Genomic DNA, 19,316 nt, shown 5'->3' with positions numbered 1-19,316 from the left:
TCGATTATAATTAGACTTTTAATATTGTATATTTATAACACAAAAAGATCAACATAATCTATTAATCTATCCCACATTATGAATACTAAAAAACTCACCACCTCGGCAGGTGCGCCAGTACCTAATAATCAAAAATCTCTAACTGCAGGAAAACGTGGTCCAGTTTTATTACAAGACTATCAACTAATAGAGAAGTTAGCCCATCAAAATAGAGAGCGAATACCCGAGCGCGTGGTGCATGCAAAGGGTTGGGGTGCTTTGGGTACTTTTACAGTAACCAATGACATTACAAAATATACGAGAGCTAAAATTTTCTCTGAAGTCGGTAAAAAAACAGAAATGCTTGCAAGGTTCTCGACCGTTGCAGGTGAATCTGGGGCTGCCGATACAGAAAGAGATGTGCGAGGGTTCTCTTTAAAATTTTATACAGAAGAAGGTAATTGGGATATGGTTGGAAACAATACACCGGTATTTTTTGTAAGAGACGGTTGGAAATTTCCAGACTTTATTAGAACACAAAAACGTCATCCTAAAACTAATCTAAGATCACCAGAGGCGATGTGGGATTTTTGGTCTCAAGTACCCGAGAGTCTTCATCAGGTAACTATTCTGATGTCAGATAGAGGGATCCCTACAACTCCCATGCACATGAATGGGTATGGTTCTCACACATATTCCTTCTGGAACAACGACGGGGAGCGCTTTTGGGTTAAATTTCACTTTAAAACGCAACAAGGACATCAATTTTATACCAATGAGGAGGCTGCCGAGATCATAGGAAAGACCAGAGAAAAGTATCAAGAAGAGCTATTTGGCGCTATAGAAGATGGTAATTTTCCAAAATGGAAAATGATGGTGCAAATAATGCCCGAAAAAGACGCTGAAAAAACCCCATACAATCCTTTTGATGTAACAAAAGTTTGGCCACATGGTGACTATCCTCTTATTGAGGTTGGAGAGGTAGAATTAAATAGAAATCCAGATAACTATTATCAATATGTAGAGAATGCTGCTTACTCACCTTCTAACAAAGTGCCTGGTATTGGTTTTTCTTTGGATAAAATGTTACAGGCACGCGTGTTTTCATATGCAGATGCTCATAGATATCGTTTGGGAACACATTATGAGGCATTACCTGCAAACGCTCCCAAATCTGAGATGAATCATTATCACAAAGATGGACCTATGCGATTTTTTGATAATAATAGTAGTAACCCTGATGCATATTATGAGCCGAATACTAAAAACGGACCAACAGAAGTTCCAAGTGTCGAAGAACCAGCATTAAGTATAAGTGGCGATATTAATCGTTATGAGGATCAAGATCAGATAGGAGATTTTAAACAAGTTGGAGATTTGTTTAGATTATTTAATGATGAGCAGAAAGAAAGACTTTTTAAAAATATTGCATTAGCTATTGATGGAGTGTCAGATCACATAGTAGAGAAACAAATGAAGCACTTTTATGCTGCAGATCCTGCGTATGGAGCTGGTGTAGAAAAAGCTATTCGTGAACATAGGGTAAGTAATCCAGATCCTAATTCTAACGTAATTCCGTCTGAAGTAAAATAATTTTAATAGCAAAGAAGTCAAAAGAGTATTGATATAAAGCTCTTTTGACTTCATAATACTTTATATATGAACGCAACTGCACTATTTAATGCCATTAGATCCGAAGAATTACCAGTGGTACAGCAAATTATAAACTCTTATCCCGAACTAATTAACGAGCGAGATACACGAGGTAGTACTCCCTTACTATTAGCTACCTATTATGGCTTAAAAGAAATTTCAGCTTATTTATTAACTTTAAATCCACAATTGGATGCTCAAGATGCTTCGGGTAACACCGCACTAATGGGTGTCAGTTTTAAAGGTGACATAACATTAGCAGAAATGTTGCTTAAAGCTGGAGCTTCGGTAAATGTAAGAAATTATAGCGATGCTACAGCACTTATTTATGCCGCAACCTTTGGTCATAAAGATATTATCAAACTTTTAATCGCTCATGGAGCAGATGTGGACCTCAAAGATAATCAGGGTTATACTGCCGCTAACCATGCGCAGAATCAAGGTTTGGACTTTTCAGAACTTCTTACTACCTCCTAGTGTGCCAGCAAGGAGATTCCAAAGATATTAAATCGGTGCGGGTAACGCTTGTTTCAAGCTTACATCGTCGGTTATTATTTTCTAATAGCAATGTTATATTATTAGAAAAATTTCTAAGTTCTAGTATTAATGATGAAGTGATAATAATCAATTCTAATTTTGGAATGGAGATTTACTATTATTCTTCAATTGATTATTTTGATTTTATTGTAGAGACTGTAAAGTTTTATGGAATCAAAAAAATCGCAATCGAGAAGTTAAAATTTGAAAATAATAATGAGGAGTGTCGGGTGTATCAATCATTTTGTAATTCATTGGTAACTTTTTCACAGTATCCGCAAATTTTTTTGGCGTATACCAAAAAGTTTGTTAGTATAAAATTGGAGCATGCGTATAGCAAAGCAATAATTCCAATTTTGGACAGTTATTTTGCAGAGGTATTAAATCACTTGGAAACCAAAGGAACGCTCCCACATTTGGATAAAGTACTAAAAATTAGAAACAAAAAATCTCAAGAATCAGCGTATTACAATGTAATTAAAGAGTTGATTCTTGAGATTTTATCTAATGATCACAGAAACTAATGGTTAAAATTCTGCGTTAAGCGGAGTTCTTGGGTAAGGAATGACATCCCTAATATTTGACATTCCTGTAACAAACAGGACTAAACGTTCAAAACCTAATCCAAAACCACTATGGACGCAGGTTCCAAATTTACGTGTATCCAAGTACCACCATAGTTCTTCTTCAGGGATATTTAAAGCATTCATTTTTTCTTTTAATACATCCAGCCGTTCTTCTCGTTGTGAGCCACCTACAATTTCCCCAATTCCTGGAAAAAGTATATCCATTGCTCTCACGGTATTTCCATCTTCATTAAGTCGCATGTAAAATGCTTTTATCTTTGCAGGATAATCAAAAATGATCACAGGACATTTAAAATGCTTTTCTACTAAAAAGCGTTCATGCTCACTCTGTAAATCTGCTCCCCACTCGTTAATTGGATATTTAAACTTCTTTTTCTTGTTTGGTTTGGAGTTTTTCAAAATATCAATCGCTTCAGTATAACTCACTCGCTTAAAATTATGCTCCAAAACAAACTTTAGTTTATCTCGTAAAAGCATTTCTGCGCGATCTGCTTGTGGTTTACTTTTGTCCTCTTGTACCAGTCTGTTTTCTAAAAACTCTAGATCATCCTGACAATTGTCTAAAACATATTGGATTACATATTTGATAAAGTCTTCTGCTAGATCCATATTCCCATCAAGGTCACAAAATGCTATTTCTGGTTCTACCATCCAAAATTCTGCTAAGTGTCTTGATGTATTCGAGTTTTCTGCTCTAAAAGTTGGTCCAAATGTATAGACTTGCCCTAAACCCATGGCATAGGTTTCTGCTTCGAGTTGACCCGAGACAGTAAGATTTGTTTCCCTCCCAAAAAAATCTTTACTATAATCAATTTCACCCGATGGAGTTGTAGGCACCTTGTTTAATTCGTAATTGGTTACCTTAAAAGCTTCACCAGCACCCTCGGCATCGCTTCCTGTAATAATAGGTGTGTTAACGTAATAAAAATTATTCTTTTGAAAGTATTCGTGTATAGCAAAAGACAATTTTGAACGAAGTCTCATGATAGCGCCAAAAGTATTCGTTCGAACACGTAAGTGTGCTTGCTCACGTAATTTTTCTAAACTATGTTTTTTAGGCGATAGTATTGTGAGTTTGAGTTCTTCGGGATCAGCATCACCTTCTATTACAATTGAGCTTGCTTGTATCTCTACACGTTGTCCAGATCCTTTACTTTCTACCAAAGTACCCGAAACTGTTATCGCTGCTCCAACTGTAATGCGATTTGTTAATGGCTTGTCAAAAGTGTTGTCCTCTAATACACATTGCACATTGTGTATAGTAGATCCATCATTGATAGCTATAAATCTATCGTTTCTGAAAGATCGTACCCATCCTTTGACAACCACAGGTTGCAATAATTTATCACTTTTGAGTACTTCTATTACTTTAGAATGTTTCATCTTATTACGTTTCGTTATTCTTTCTATATTATCATATGCTTTAGGTTGGTAAAGCAAATTTAAGGGGAAGCAAATATAAATTTTTAATCGGACTGTAGCTCATAGAAATTTAGCAAAAATTATTGTTTCAAGAGCATTATATAAAGAGCTTAATGGAATAAAACCACATTAAATTAGTGTGAGTTATTACAAAAATGATGTTTTTTTTGAACTAGATTCTATGAAATTGGTAGAATAATTAGATATACTTGCTATTTTTTTTGTTAAAAATAAAATAATTTGATTTTGTTTTAACAATGTATTTTTCTGAAAATCAAATATTTAAAAATAGAATTATGGGGTTGTATTATTAATAAATAAGTGTAAATTAAAAAAGGGGGTTTTTCCCCCCTCATGGGTGTTTTATAAATAACTTTGCTACGTTATCTTGCAAGTGTTATTATGATAAAGAAATTTTTAAAAAGCTATAACGAGTTTGTGTTTACGTTAAGTTAGTTTGATAGGTTTTGGGGTAATCTATCTTACAAAGGTCCCGCTAGATTTTTCTAGTGGGGCTTTTATTTAAATACTTATCAAATCTTACAATAATTATTAGGATATGAATAGCTCTATAAAGCACTATTCCTTTAAGTCATCTTCGTCTTCGGGGTTGATTTCGTCTTCATTAGGTATAATTCGTAAAGAAGGTTCTTTGAGTGTGTTTTTATTAGCGATGCTTCTTTCTAACGATAGTAATAGAGACGGAAGTAACAAAAGATTCGAAAGCATCGCAAATAATAGCGTAGTAGAGACTAGTCCACCTAAGGCCTTGGTGCCTCCAAAACTTGATATCATAAATACAGAAAACCCAAAGAAAAGAACTGTCGAGGTGTAAAACATACTTACGCCTGTTTCTCGTACGGCAGCGAATACTGATTTACGAATTCTCCAATGATTTTGTTTTAGCTCTTGTCTGTATTTTGCAAGAAAGTGAATTGTATCATCTACAGAAATACCAAAAGCAATACTAAAAACTAAAATTGTAGAAGGTTTTATTGGAACTCCTAGATATCCCATTAATCCAGCAGTCATTAACAATGGTAATAAATTTGGAATTAGTGAAATAACTATCATTTTGAAGGAACGGAACATCCAAGCCATGAATAATGCGATCAAAATAATTGCCAAGCCTAGGGAAAAAACTAAATTCCATACCAAATAATTAGTTCCTTTTTGAAAAATAAGCGCTTTGCCGGTAAATGTTACTTCGTAGCGATCCTTTGGAAAAATCTTTTCTAATTTTGGAGCTAATGTAGTTTCAATTCTTTCCATTTGCTCAGTACCTACATCTTTCATAAATGTGGTGATTCTGGCATATTGCCCAGTAGAATCTACATAGCTTTTCATAATACCAGCTTCTGACTCAAAACTTTTGGCATAGGGTAGAATAAAGTTGCGCTCTTGACTTGTGGGTATTTGATAATATTTTGGATTGCCGTTATAATAGGTTTGTTTCGCATATTTTACTAGGCTAACAATAGAAATAGGCTTTGATAATTCTGGAGTTTCTTCCAAAAGAACTTCGAGTTCTGCCATACGTTTTAGTGTTGGCAATTTTAATACCCCATTTTTTCTTTTGGTATTGATCAAAATTTCTAGCGGCATAATACCATCGAACTCCTCTTCAAAAAATTCGATATCCTGAAAAAACCCTGTAGATTTTGGCATATCCTCCAAAAGACTTCCTGATACTTTTATAGTGTAGATACCTATAATACTGGCAATTAAAATTATGATTGAAGTTATGTAGATAGTGACTCTTCGGGTTTTAACCATATGTTCCATCCAATCAACAAGTCGCTCGATCCAGCGTTTTCCTAAATGTTTTAAATGACGTTCTTTGGGTTGGGGCATATAACTATAAACAATCGTTATTACCAATAAACATAAAATAAAGAGTGCGATAATATTGATTGAGGCTACAATACCAAATTCACGCAGTAATTTACTCTCTGTAAGTGCAAAAGTGGCAAACCCAGCAGCTGTGGTTACGTTGGTCATCAAAGTAGCATTTCCTACCTTTGTGATTACGCGCTGTAGCGATTTAGCTTTATTACCATGTTTTTTAATTTCTTGTTGGTATTTGTTAATCAAGAAAATACAATTTGGAATTCCGATTACGATAACTAACGGAGGTATTATAGCTGTTAAAACGGTAATTTCATATTGCAATAACCCAAGTAGACCAAAAGCCCACATTACTCCTATAACCACAGCAGTCATAGAAATTACGGTTGCTCTAAGAGATCTAAAAAAGAAGAAAAATATCAGAGATGTTACCAAAAGCGCAGCAAGGATAAAAATTTGAATTTCATCCATGATACTCTGCGAATTCATCGTTCTAATATAAGGCATTCCAGATACCTTGATATCCATATTATATGCTGTCTCAAAAGCCTTAATTTTTGGATTCAAAACATCTTCTATAAATTTTTTACGAGCTATTGTGTTAACAATTTCTTTTTGAAGATAGAGGGCGCTTTGAACAGTTTTTGATTTTTTGCTATATACTAATCCTTCATAAAAAGGAAGTTTAGAGAATAATTCTTGCTCGTAGCGTGTGACTTGTTTTTTTGTATAAAAAGTGTCTTTAATAAAATCAACAAGTTCAAATCTGGCTGGATTATCCTTTTTTTCTAATTTTTTTAAATCACTTAATGAAATGACAAGTTCTATTTCTTCATAAGTCTTAAATGAATCATTAAACTCATTCCATGCCTTTAATTTTTGAGGGGTAAAGAGTGTGCTATCTTGGATAGCCATAACAATTAAGTTACCTTCTTCGCCAAAAGTATTTAAAAACTCTTGGTACTGTAAATTCACCTCGTGATCATCTGGTAAAAGGTTTGCTTCTGTAAAAGAAAACCTCATATTTTTCCATTGAAACCCTAAAAACACTGTAATACCAATGATTACCAATAGTATAACCAGTCTGTTACGTAAGATAATACCTGCTAAAGCGTTCCAAAAACCGAAACTAAATAATTTTGCCATCTCCTTTTTTTGCTTCTGCAAATGTAAGGATTGAGCTTTTAACTTTTTAACTTTTTAAAACTTAAAAACCATGAAAAGGAAGGAAACTTAGAGCTTGAGATAAAAAGTAAATTTGAAAGCTATATTATCTTCGAACTCTGGAAGACTATAGGCACCATATCTAAAGGCAAAACTAAGTCCAAAACCTGCGATGAGTTTGTTAATTTCAAATCCAGATTCTTGATAACCATGTTCTAAGGATTTGAAATCAACACCTTGATGCAGTTCTTTATCTCTTACCGTTCCAATTGCATGTCTTGTAATCAAAACAAATTCAGGTTTGAGCCAGCTCGTAATTTGCATCGGTTCAAAAGTATGTCTCATTTGAAAAGTCGCTAATTTATCACTAAAAAATTCGCTGAAATACATAGTCTCAAAACTGCGCCTGCCAGCCACAGAAAAGCGTTGCAAAATAGTTTCCTTTGTAGGAGCGTTAGGGTATGCATGAAAGAGGTGGGTGAGTGGTAGTTCTCCAAATCCAAGATCGCCTTCGAGTAAAAAACTTGTATTGCTTAAGTTTATACGGTCAATACTGTATTCTGCTTTTAAACCAACTTTTGAATAGGTTAACTCACTATCAAATACATCCGACATTCCTTGAGTATATTGTGCAGTGAATTTAGGGTAACCATCGTAGATTTCTTTAGTGCCATTTGGAGTTTTGAGAAAGTTACTAAAAGGACTCCACCTCAAAGCTATTTTTGCTTCTGAAGTTTTATAACTAGATTTCCATATGCCATCTTGATTGTATTGATAGTTTTTGGTTTGATCAATTTCACTTATTGAAAACTGTGTTTCCGAAAGAAGTTTTGGGAATATCTCATATTGCAAACTTGTGCTATAGGTACGATGCTTGTAATAAAAATCAATATTAACAAGACGGGGTTCAAAAAGAGAATATACGCGACGATCGGTTAAGTATTGAAAACTTCCTACCTCACTTAAATCATCTTTATAATTAACATTGAGCCAAGCGCCATGTTTTTTATTTAATAAAATTCCACCTCCAACACCATACTTAAAAGCATCGTCGATAAAGCCGTACACAGTGTAACCTTCGATTCTAAAACGTTTGGAAAAACTCTCATTGGTAATACCCCCTAGACCTACTCGTAATCCTTCATAATTATTATATTTAATAGGATAAGTTAGATCTAAATTTATAAAACTCAAGGGGTAGAACCCCTGGGTAAAACTTTGTATTACTTTTATTCTTCGTTCGATTTTTTGCGCTTTAACAATACTGTCAATCACGGGAAAGGACGCTAGGTCTTTGTCGGTTATGGCATCTGTGCGATATGTTTTCCAAAAGGATGCATCTCTATTCTCGGCTTGTGTATCTATAAAAATATCAGGTTGTGTGGTGAGTTTTGATTGAAACGACTCTAAGCTATAATCAAAATAGTCAGTTTTTGACACTAAGAAATCATCATTAACTTGCTTATTATTTTTTTGATCCAAATTGCCAACGGTGATTCGCCCGCCAAATAAAGATATTTTTTGTTTTCCATTTCCTCGTTTAATGGCGATACTATTACTTTTTGGAAGCCATACATCTTTAAAATCAGATTTTTCAAACGTATGATAGGCTTTTACATCGAGCTCACCTTTTAATTCTATAATTGATTTTTGAATAGCAAAAGTTGTGGTATCAATATAAAGTAGTCCTTCTAAACGTGCTACGGTTGATGTTTTGCGTGGTTGAAACAAAATAACATATGCAGGATCACTGCCAGATAATGTGTCTAAAGTTTTATAATAGTATTGTTTTGATGACTTTTTGCCAAGCGGTCCGGCAAAGCGTTCATCAAATATTATATATTCATCATTGTATAAGGATGAGGATTGTATGGTGATTCCTAAAACATCATATACCGGATGTTTAAATCCAGCCATTTTGGTGCCGAGAATGTTTTGTTTCTCTGGAATATTTTTTTTAATGAAGTGCTGTGTAACCCTTTCACTTATAAATGAATGAGTGTTATTGAAAATATTTTTTATTGCAACATCACTAGTGTCACGACTTTCAAATTGCGCGGTTCTATCTTCTGTAATTTTGAATTTTTGATAGGATTTAAAGCTGTAAGCCTCTAAAGATTTATTAGGATCATTTTTGTCTTTATATAATTTAACCTTTGCGATGAGATCATTGGCTTTATTTCTTTCAGATTTTAAAGATACAGTTGTCAAATTCTGGACCTTGGGAGTAAGAGATATTGTAATAAAATCGATTAATGAATCTGTGATGACCACTGTTTTACTTTGGTAGCCCAAGTATGATACGTTCAAATTACTGGGTGGGTGTATTTGGAGTGCAAATAAACCGTCTGATCCCGTCATTACAGTAGTTGTAGAATCTACTGTGATTGTAGCAAAGGGTAGAATGTTGTTAGTTTCGCTATCCATGATTTTTCCAGATAGTTGTATCTGTGAATAAACGAAAAATTGACAAAAGAAAAGTACACTAAAAAGTTGTCTTTGCATTAGAAAATATATTCTTAAATGGGGGTGAATATACAAAAAACCCCTATGTAAAATAGGGGTTTTAATTTGATTATGATTCTTTTAATATATTATACCTTCATGATTTCTTTTTCTTTGACTGCTAGCATTTCGTCAATTTTTTTGATATAATTATCAGTTAATTGCTGAATATCTACCTCTGTATTCTTAGCTAAATCTTCAGAGAGTCCGTCTTTTTCCAATCTTTTAATTTCTGTATTGGCATGTTTGCGATCGTTACGAACGCCAATTTTAGAATCTTCGGCCTCTGCCTTTGCTTGTTTCGCAAGTTCACGGCGACGCTCTTCAGTTAGTGGTGGTACGCTTATAATGACGCTCTCACCATTGTTCATGGGGTTAAATCCAAGATTGGCAATCAAAATTCCTTTTTCTATTTGTGGAATGGTTGATTTTTCGAAGGGTTGAATTGTTATGGTGCGAGCATCTGGTGTGGATATGTTTCCAACTTGATTTAGTGGAGTAGGGGATCCATAATAGTCAACCATTACACCGCCTAGCATTGCGGGTGATGCTTTACCTGCTCTAATATTTAATAATTTTTTTTCTAAGTGCACAAGTGCAGCTTCCATTGATTCCTTAGCAGAATCTACAATAAAATCGGTTTCTTCATTCATCTTTTAATACGTTATTTGAGTAATGAGATAATGAGTTTAAGGTTTATAAATTAACTTTTGTTCCAATAGCTTCACCCGATATAATTTTTAAGAGATTACCTCTTTTATTCATATCAAAAACGATGATAGGTAGCTCGTTTTCTTGACTAAGTGTAAATGCGGTGGTGTCCATTACCTTTAAACCTTTACTTAAGACATCATCAAAGGATATAAAATCAAATTTTGTAGCCTTGGCATCTTTTTCGGGATCGGCTGTATAAATACCATCAACACGAGTTCCTTTTAAAATTACATCAGCATTTATTTCTATGGCTCGTAATACTGCTGCAGAGTCTGTAGTAAAGTAAGGATTACCTGTGCCTCCTCCAAAAATCACAACACGACCTTTTTCAAGATGTCTAATTGCTCTGCGTCGAATGAAAGGTTCGGCTACTTCATTAATTTTTACGGCAGATTGTAAACGTGTTGGAATATTAGCATCCTCAAGTGCACTTTGTAATGCCAATCCATTAATTACCGTTGCCAACATCCCCATGTGATCGGCTTGTACTCGATCCATACCTTTACTAGCGCCAGCTACTCCTCTAAAAATGTTCCCGCCACCAATAACAACGGCAACCTCTACATTCTTATCAGTTATTTTTTTGATTTCTTCTGCATATTCTGCTAAGCGCTTAGGGTCGATGCCGTATTGACGTTCTCCCATCAAAGCTTCACCAGATAATTTTAATAATATTCGTTTATATTTCATTTTTGAGTGTGAGTGAGATGCAAATATACTGATATTCTTAATTATCAAAATTTTTTAACGTGCTAAGGTGGTTGTGTGGTTTAGGATTGTAGCTATATCATCATGAGTAATTAATTTTGTTGTTTTTGTAGGGTGTTTGGTAGTTTTTATGCGGTTAAGTAGAAAAGTGCGGGAGTCAAGAGAAAAGATGTAATATGTGAGAAATAGAAAAAAGCTGCATTGTTGTACAATACAGCTTTTTTTTACTTCATATTGAAGTGTATTATTTGATCTAGATTACCCTAAGGCAACGCGTTCAAAAGCTACAACGGTTACGTCGTTACCTAATGTTTTTACGTAATCTGCAACACTTTGCTTGTTGTCTTTAATAAAGGCTTGATTAACTAAGGTGTTATCTTTAAAGAATCGTTGGATTTTACCTTTTGCAATATTATCCAACATAGCCTCAGGTTTTCCTTCTTGACGTAATTGATCTTTTGCAATTTCGATTTCTTTATCAATAATTGTTTGATCAACACCTGCTTCATTAAGAGCTACAGGATTCATTGCAGCAGCTTGCATAGATACATCTTTTGCTACAGCTTCTGCGCCATCAGCACCTTTGGATAGACCAGTAAGAACAGCAATTTTGTTACCAGCGTGAATATAAGATCCCACGAAAGGAGCTTCTAAACTTCTGTAATCACCTATTTCAATTTTTTCACCGATCACACCCGTTTGTTCTGTAAGTTTATCTTGAACAGACATTCCGTTGAAATCTTTTGCAAGCAATTCTTCTTTTGTAGAAGTTGTTAGTGCAAGTTCGGCCAACTGAGTAGCTAGAGATACGAATGTATCATTTTTACCAACAAAATCAGTTTCGCAGTTCAATGAAACGATTACACCTTTGGTGTTATCTGCATTAACTTTTGCGATTACTGCACCTTCTGTAGATTCTCTATCGGCACGGTTAGCTGCAACTTTTTGACCTTTCTTTCTAAGTACCTCGATCGCTGTATCAAAATCTCCTTCAGCCTCAACCAAAGCTTTTTTACAGTCCATCATTCCGGCACCTGTAGCCTTACGTAATTTATTTACTTCTGCGGCGGTAATCTTTGCCATATCTATACTATTTTATTTAATGTTTTTGTTTAAAAAAAAGAGTCGTTTAGTCTGTACTACAAAAGTAAAGAACTAAACGACTCATCAATTTTATTGTAAAGTTAACTTTTGCTGTCAACGCTATTTAATAAGCAGTTTGAGTAGCAAAACATTTCCTTTAGATATAATCGTTAAATCACAGAAATTAACGACCGTTTATTCTTCTTCTTGTTTAGCATCTTCAGAAACAGCTTTTGCTGGAGCTTTTGCTTTTGCAGGAGCTTCTTTAGGTGTTTCTTTTTGTGCATCTTTAGGAGAGTCTTTAGTCGCTTTTCTTTCACTTAGACCTTCTACGATAGCATCAGATACAAAAGACATTACTTTATCAATAGATTTAGAAGCATCATCGTTAGATGGGATTACATAATCAACCTGACGTGGGTCAGAGTTTGTATCCACCATAGCGAAAATTGGAATGTTTAATTTTTGAGCTTCTTTTACTGCGATATGCTCGCGAGTAATATCTACAACAAATAAGGCTCCAGGTAAACGAGTCATGTCAGAAATAGAACCAAGGTTCTTTTCTAATTTAGCTCTTAAACGGTCTACTTGAAGACGTTCTTTTTTGGATAAAGTATTGAATGTACCGTCTTTCTTCATTCTATCAATAGAAGCCATCTTTTTCACAGCTTTACGGATAGTTACAAAGTTGGTAAGCATTCCACCAGGCCATCTTTCAGTAATGTAGGGTTGGCTAGCTTTGTTTGCTTTTTCGGCAACGATTTCTTTTGCTTGTTTTTTTGTAGCGACAAAAAGGATTTTTCTGCCAGAGGCTGCTATCTTCTTCAAAGCTTCACTTGCTTCGTCGATTTTTGCAGCTGTCTTATATAAGTTTATGATGTGGATGCCATTACGCTCCATATAGATGTATGGGGCCATGTTAGGATCCCATCTTCTGGTAAGGTGACCAAAATGTACACCTGCATCAAGTAATTCTTTTACTTCGATATTGTTTGCCATTTTTGTAATAGTTTACGTTCTGTTGAATTAGCAATGTTTGAGTGGCTACCAAGAGGTACGGCCTCAACCATTTAGATGCTAAACTAACCTTTTCCTTAGTGTAAGGAACGCGCTATACGGCAAAGTATAGTGCATTAAAGTAACAACAAATACTGTTTTTAATAAATTAACGTTTAGAGAACTGGAATTTCTTACGAGCTTTCTTCTGACCAAATTTCTTACGTTCAACCATTCTTGGATCTCTCGTCAATAAACCTTCTGGTTTAAGGATTAACCTGTTTTCTGCGTCTAGTTCGCACATAGCTCTTGAAAGTGCTAAGCGCACAGCTTCTGCTTGACCTGTGATACCACCTCCGTATACATTTACAGTAACATCGAATTTATCTTCGTTGCTAGTTAATGCCATTGGTTGATTCACTTTGTATTGTAAAGTACCAGTTGTGAAATAATCAGTAAGATCTTTTTTGTTGATCATGATTTTTCCAGAACCTTCCTTAAGATACACTCGAGCTACTGCGGTCTTTCTACGACCGATTTTGTGAATAACTTCCATTACTTAAATTCGTTTAAGTTAATAGTTTTAGGTTGCTGAGCAGCTTGACTGTGATCGGCACCTACATAAACTTTAAGATTACGGAATAGCTCGGCTCCTAATTTGTTTTTAGGAAGCATCCCTTTTACCGCTTTCTCAATTAAACGCTCTGGGTTTTTGTTATACAATTCCTGAGCAGTAAGACTTCTTTGACCACCTGGATAGCCAGTGTGACGGATATACGATTTATCAGTCCACTTTTTACCAGTTAAGTTGATTTTTTCTGCATTCGTAACGATAACATTATCGCCGCAATCAACATGTGGTGTGAAGCTAGGCTTGTGTTTTCCTCTTAGAAGTTTTGCAACTCCAGAAGCTAGACGGCCTAAAGTCTGTCCTTCAGCATCAACATGTAACCATTCTTTTGTAACGGTGCCTTTGTTTGCAGATACTGTTTTGTAACTTAATGTGTCCACACTAATTAATTTTACTTATTAAACATTCCATTCCTATATAAAATAGGGGTGCAAATGTACAATTATATATTTATATAGCAAACAGGTGTCTCATAATATTTTAAGAAGTTGAGCTGTTGGTAATCAGTGTTCTTAATTTGAAGTAAAAAAAATAGTACGATGGTTAAATTTTGCCTCCATCTAATGTTAATTTTTTGTTAACTCTAAATCTATTCGTGACAGCCTTACGACCTTGTTGTCTTTACTACGTAATAGTATCAATCAAAAAATCATTATGTTACGTAATACGCTAATTCACTGTTTCTTTTTCTTTTCTCTATATGGTTTCTCACAATCTAATGATACTACAAAAGTAGTTAAACGCATCTATCAAACGAATCCGATCCAAGATAAAGAAGCACCTACTATTGATGGTGTTCTGGATGAAGCAGCTTGGGATTTGGTTCCATGGACAGCCGATTTCATTGAAAAAGAACCGGATGAAAACACACCGCCAAGTCAGCAAACAAAATTTAAAATAGTATATGATCAGAAGTATTTGTATGTGGGCTTTAGATGTTTGGATACTGAAGCGGAAAAAATTGAAAAACGATTGTCTCGTCGGGATGGGTTTCAAGGAGATTGGGTAGAAATTAATTTAGATACCTATCATGATAAGCGTACTGGCTTTTCATTTACTATAACTGCTGCGGGAGTAAAGGGGGATGAATTTATTTCCAGAAATGGGAACAATTGGGATGGGAGTTGGAATCCTATTTGGTATACGGCAACGACCATCGATGAAGAAGGCTGGTGGGCAGAAATTAAAATACCGCTAAGTCAATTAAAATTTGGGAAAAGCAAAGAACAAATCTGGGGCTTACAGGTGACACGTAGACTTTTTAGAAAAGAAGAGCGCTCGGTTTGGCAACGCGTGCCTCAGGACGCACCAGGTTGGGTCAGTGAATTTGGAGAGTTGCATGGTTTACTTAATATTGAGCCACAAAAACAATTAGAAATTCAGCCGTTTGGTGTTACGCAGTTGGATACCTACGAAGCAGAGGATGGAAATAGTTTTCGGGATGGTGAAGATTTTAAACTGAACGCTGGGATCGATGCGAAAATTGGTATCACTAATGATTTGACGTTGGATCTTACCGTGAATCCAGACTTCGGACAAGTGGAAGCTGATCCGGCGGCCATTGCTCTGGATGGCTTTCAAATATTTTTTGAGGAACAGCGTCCGTTTTTTGTCGAAAACAAAAATATATTTGACTACCGTTTTGCAAACAACGCGGATAATCTCTTTTATTCCCGTCGTATTGGCCGAAGTCCTCAAGTAAATGCTTCTACCACGGATGACGATTTTACAGATCTCCCCAAAAACTCTACAATTTTGGGCGCTGCAAAATTTAGTGGTAAAACTAAGAAGGGATGGTCAATTGGGGTTTTAGAAAGTGTTACTTCTCGAGAATTAGGTACCATTGAGGATGCTTTGGGTAATCGAAGAGAAGCTGTGGTTGAGCCCCTTACAAACTATTTTGTGGGTAGGCTGCAAAAGGATTTTAATGAACGAAATACATATGTAGGAGGGATTTTCACGAGTGTACATAGAGACTTAGGTGATCAATTGCTTATAGATCTTGATAACCAAGCATCTGATGAGTCTTCAGAATTAGCGGGTCTTCGTGAGAATGCCTTAGCATCCTCCTTACGCCAACGTGCGTATACCGGTGGTTTGGATTTTCGTCATAATTGGAAGGATCGAAACTATTTTATTGAAGGTAATTTTGTGGCGAGTCATGTTGAGGGTTCGGCTGAAGCTATTACAGAAACTCAGACTTCAATCACACATCTTTTTCAGAGGTCAGATGCTTCACATGTTGCAGTGGATTCATCAAGAACTTCGCTTACTGGTACTGGTGGAAAACTTACGGCAGGTAAATCTGGAGGCGGTAATTGGCGTTATGATGGTGGATTTTATTGGCGTTCGCCAGAATTGGAATTGAATGATATTGGTTTTTTGCGACAAGCAGATGAAATTCAGCAATTCGCTAATTTAAGGTACTTGTTTTTGAGACCTACAAAGTTTTATAGAAGAGCAGAGGTAGCCTTGAACCAATATTCAACTTTTGATTTTGAAGGAAATTATAACTTTATACGGTATCATTTATTTGGGTTTATAAATTATAAAAATAATTGGTGGACCGAGGTAGGATTTGGGCATAAACCAAGAATTTATAGTAATACCGCTTTACGTGGTGGACCGCGATGGCGATCGTCTGATGATACTTATGCATTTCTATTTTTTGGATCAGATCAACGTAAAAAATTCAATTTTACTGTTGGTTATGATGGTTCGAGAGCCGCGTACAATGATTACACTTTTGATCGTTTTGTAGTACGCCTAAATTATCAGCCTCTTGATGCACTAAGTGTATCCTTTAATCCAGAATTGAGAATAAACAAAGATAAAACCCAATATGTAACAACAGAGGATTTTGGTGAAACTCCACGGTATATAACAGGAAATATTGAGCAAAATACATTGAGTGCCAGTTTTAGAATAAACTATACCATAAATCCTAATTTGACTTTACAATACTATGGACAACCGTTTATATCTAGGGGGCGCTATTCAAATTTTAATTACGTTAATAACCCTTTGGCAAAAAAATTGAGTGACCGTATAGCGTTATATAACCCTAACCAGATTAGTACTCGGGATGACGAATATGTGATTGATGAGAATAATGATGGGCAGGAGGATTATAGCTTTGATAATCCTGATTTTGCTTTTGTTCAATTTAGGTCTAATCTAGTTCTACGTTGGGAGTACATACCAGGATCAGAGATTTTCTTAGTTTGGTCTCAAGGAGTAAATGGTGACGGTGACACTAGTAATAAACTACTTAAAAGTCTAGATAATCAAATTTTAGGTCAAAAGCCTGAAAACACTTTTGTACTCAAAGTAACCTATCGTTTTATATTGTAATGTTCATTCTGAAAATAATTTATTGTAAAATGCTATGATTTTAGTTCTAAATACTAGATGGCGTTTATTTAAAAAGAGAAGGTAAAGATTTTTTTAAAACTATTTTATTAGCTGTATTTTGCAAGAATATTTTATTTACTTGCTATGAAGCTTTTAACAACCTTAGGGATGGTGTTTTTGTTATTGGGATGTACCTCAAAAGAAGAACTTCCTAAACTTGATGTAAAACCAGTTGCTGAAACAGTTATTCTGGACAAACAGTCCTTAGACTTCTTTTTAGAGCATTACGATAATTTTTTTACTACAAACTTTAATATATCAGAGTGTCCTGGAGCTGCTGTTGTTATTGTCAAAGACTCTACGGTTGTATATAAAAAAGGTTTTGGAGTCAAGGAGATTGGAACTCAAGATTCTGTAGATGTAAATACTGTTTTTAGGATAGCTAGTTTGTCTAAAGGGGTTACCTCGGTTCTGGCGGGAAATTTGGTAGATCGTAAAGAATTGAAATGGAATGCTAAAATTAAAAAAGCTGTTCCTGAGTTTGCACTGCGGGATAAAGCTCAAGCAAAACGCCTGACAGTGAATCATGTGTTATCACATACTACGGGTCTATATAAATATACCAATACGAAGTTAATTCATCGAGGAATGTCGTTACCTAACATTATTGCGAGTTTTAAAAAAAATGGTGTGGTTGCCAAAGAGGGAACGGCTTATGCGTACCAAAATGCGATGTTCTCTGTAGTAGAAAAGGTGATGGAAGAAGCAACTGAAACATCGTTTGGGACCTTATTGAAGGAGCGTATTTTTAAAGCTTCGGGAATGGAGAATGCATCTAGTGATTATAATTCTATAAAAAATGGAGAAAATGTAGCCTTGCCGCATCGCTATAATCATTATTCGAATACGTACTACAAGACTAACTTGCATAAAAATTATTATAACGTTGCTGCCGCTGGTGGGATCAACGCATCGATCACCGATATGGGGGAGTATCTCAAAATTTTATTGGGTAACCGACCTGATATTATTAGTAAAGAAAGTTTGACTGAAATATTCAATCCCGTAATTTGTACTAGTGAGGATGATACCTATGTTAATTTATGGCAAGGAGTTAGTGATTCTTTTTATGCTAAAGGTTGGCGGGTTTTACATTATAAGGGCAGGACGATTGTATATCATGGAGGTAATGTGAACGAGTACAAAGGACAACTAGTTGTCGACCTTACAAACAAAATTGCGATGTGTGTGCTTTTTAATGGCCCTAATTCGTTTAATGGTCCTGTTATACCAACATTTTTGAATTACTATGATTTTTATATGGAGATGAAAAAAACCACTAGATCCTAATTTGATATCTGGGTTTGGGATCTAGTGGTTCGGATGGTTTGTTGTTAACTTTTACGTTTACGGCCGATAGCTTCCATTAGTTGTGGGTGATCTTCTAATGCAATTGCTGCTACGGCATAAAATTCTTGCATCCAGTTTTCTAGTGTTGCAAAGGCTTTCTCTTTTTGTTTGGTAGCGTCTTCTGACTCTCCAGTTTCTTTTAAAAATTCTGAGCGAGCTTGTTCTACTATCTTGATATAATTAAGGCCTGTTATCATATCTTCTGCAGTAATTTTAAGGCGCTCTAAAGGTTTTAGTATTGCGGAGTCATTAGTGGTGTAAAATTTGCGTATTGTTTCTAACCAGCCGGCATAGTTATAGGGTACGGTATTGTAAATTCCTAGTTGTTTTAGTATTGTAGGGTTATTTTTGTAGATCACTCTTGCTTTTTTACGGTGTCTGCGGTAATAGGTTTCTAGTTGTTTTTTTGCTTCCTTAAAGTTTGTTGAAGCTGCTACTGTCTCATCATCTTCTAATTGTTTAAAATCGTATGCGGCTCTGGTCTGAGCAAGTAATTGATCTCCTGCATTGAGTGTATCAATATCAAAACCGAGTTCTGCCATTTCTGTGGCGATTTCTGGTTGGTTTTTTGCGTTGTCTAGCGCTACACGATATTGTGCTAAGAGTGCGGCTTGTGAGTGATTCTTTTTTGACATAGTATTGATTGTATTAAATTGGTTTCTTCTTTGTTGAGTTGTGAGTTATCCATGATTTATGGTGGGGGATTCATTTTTTTGCTTCAGGCA

15 protein-coding genes are annotated in these 19,316 nt (G+C 35.3%); 5 read left to right on the top strand and 10 right to left on the bottom strand.

What is annotated here, in order from left to right:
* Window positions 1–78 precede the first annotated feature (78 nt).
* The 3 genes from ACE939_RS11530 to ACE939_RS11520 all read left to right on the top strand — a co-directional run bounded on the left by ACE939_RS11530 (window position 79) and on the right by ACE939_RS11520 (window position 2,693).
* Window positions 79–1,572 carry a catalase gene (locus ACE939_RS11530; RefSeq protein ID WP_378185737.1) on the top strand — a complete coding sequence of 498 codons (1,494 nt, stop codon included), beginning with the start codon at window positions 79–81 and terminating at the stop codon, window positions 1,570–1,572.
* 66 nt (window positions 1,573–1,638) lie between these two features.
* Window positions 1,639–2,109: an ankyrin repeat domain-containing protein gene (locus ACE939_RS11525; RefSeq protein ID WP_378185736.1), complete on the top strand. Its 471-nt coding sequence runs from the start codon at window positions 1,639–1,641 to the stop codon at window positions 2,107–2,109.
* A 35-nt stretch (window positions 2,110–2,144) separates the two neighbouring features.
* Window positions 2,145–2,693 carry a hypothetical protein gene (locus ACE939_RS11520; RefSeq protein WP_378185735.1) on the top strand — a complete coding sequence of 183 codons (549 nt, stop codon included), beginning with the start codon at window positions 2,145–2,147 and terminating at the stop codon, window positions 2,691–2,693.
* Between the two features lie 3 nt (window positions 2,694–2,696).
* Here the strand turns inward: ACE939_RS11520 and asnS are convergent, their stop codons facing one another.
* From asnS to rplM, 9 genes are all read right to left on the bottom strand, one after another.
* On the bottom strand, window positions 2,697–4,139 hold the full coding sequence (gene asnS, locus ACE939_RS11515) for an asparagine--tRNA ligase (protein WP_378185734.1): 1,443 nt from the start codon (window positions 4,137–4,139) through the stop codon (window positions 2,697–2,699).
* A 618-nt stretch (window positions 4,140–4,757) separates the two neighbouring features.
* Window positions 4,758–7,172 (bottom strand): RND family transporter, encoded by a 2,415-nt coding sequence (locus ACE939_RS11510; RefSeq protein WP_378185733.1) that lies wholly within the window; start codon window positions 7,170–7,172, stop codon window positions 4,758–4,760.
* A gap of 87 nt (window positions 7,173–7,259) precedes the next feature.
* On the bottom strand, window positions 7,260–9,695 hold the full coding sequence (locus tag ACE939_RS11505) for a DUF5686 family protein (RefSeq protein ID WP_378185732.1): 2,436 nt from the start codon (window positions 9,693–9,695) through the stop codon (window positions 7,260–7,262).
* Window positions 9,696–9,784: 89 nt separating this feature from the next.
* The gene (gene frr / locus ACE939_RS11500) at window positions 9,785–10,348 is read right to left on the bottom strand and encodes a ribosome recycling factor (protein ID WP_378185731.1); all 564 of its coding nucleotides are present in this window, start codon (window positions 10,346–10,348) and stop codon (window positions 9,785–9,787) included.
* Window positions 10,349–10,391: 43 nt separating this feature from the next.
* A complete protein-coding gene (gene pyrH / locus ACE939_RS11495) occupies window positions 10,392–11,099 on the bottom strand; it encodes a UMP kinase (protein WP_378185730.1) in 708 nt (235 codons plus the stop codon).
* Between the two features lie 276 nt (window positions 11,100–11,375).
* Window positions 11,376–12,200 (bottom strand): translation elongation factor Ts, encoded by an 825-nt coding sequence (tsf, locus tag ACE939_RS11490; protein WP_378185729.1) that lies wholly within the window; start codon window positions 12,198–12,200, stop codon window positions 11,376–11,378.
* Between the two features lie 195 nt (window positions 12,201–12,395).
* Window positions 12,396–13,199 (bottom strand): 30S ribosomal protein S2, encoded by an 804-nt coding sequence (gene rpsB / locus ACE939_RS11485; RefSeq protein WP_378185728.1) that lies wholly within the window; start codon window positions 13,197–13,199, stop codon window positions 12,396–12,398.
* A gap of 166 nt (window positions 13,200–13,365) precedes the next feature.
* Window positions 13,366–13,752: a 30S ribosomal protein S9 gene (gene rpsI, locus ACE939_RS11480; protein WP_378185727.1), complete on the bottom strand. Its 387-nt coding sequence runs from the start codon at window positions 13,750–13,752 to the stop codon at window positions 13,366–13,368.
* Window positions 13,752–14,207, bottom strand: a complete 456-nt coding sequence (rplM, locus tag ACE939_RS11475; protein WP_378185726.1) for a 50S ribosomal protein L13 — start codon at window positions 14,205–14,207, stop codon at window positions 13,752–13,754. The genes rpsI and rplM overlap by 1 nt, the downstream gene beginning before the upstream one ends.
* Before the next feature lie 274 nt (window positions 14,208–14,481).
* On the opposite strand from rplM, the gene ACE939_RS11470 reads away from it, so the two are divergent.
* Together ACE939_RS11470 and ACE939_RS11465 are read left to right on the top strand one after the other, a co-directional pair.
* Window positions 14,482–17,181: a DUF5916 domain-containing protein gene (locus ACE939_RS11470; RefSeq protein ID WP_378185725.1), complete on the top strand. Its 2,700-nt coding sequence runs from the start codon at window positions 14,482–14,484 to the stop codon at window positions 17,179–17,181.
* A 144-nt stretch (window positions 17,182–17,325) separates the two neighbouring features.
* The gene (locus ACE939_RS11465; RefSeq protein ID WP_378185723.1) at window positions 17,326–18,531 is read left to right on the top strand and encodes a serine hydrolase domain-containing protein; all 1,206 of its coding nucleotides are present in this window, start codon (window positions 17,326–17,328) and stop codon (window positions 18,529–18,531) included.
* Between the two features lie 44 nt (window positions 18,532–18,575).
* Here ACE939_RS11465 and ACE939_RS11460 read toward each other — a convergent pair whose 3' ends face one another.
* A complete protein-coding gene (locus tag ACE939_RS11460) occupies window positions 18,576–19,226 on the bottom strand; it encodes a hypothetical protein (protein WP_378185722.1) in 651 nt (216 codons plus the stop codon).
* Window positions 19,227–19,316: the final 90 nt, after the last annotated feature.

The sequence above is a fragment of the Aquimarina rhodophyticola genome (genome assembly GCF_042434915.1).
Lineage (GTDB): Bacteria > Bacteroidota > Bacteroidia > Flavobacteriales > Flavobacteriaceae > Aquimarina.
Note: the sequence above shows the minus strand (reverse complement) of the source record. Positions and strands in the feature narration are given on the sequence as shown.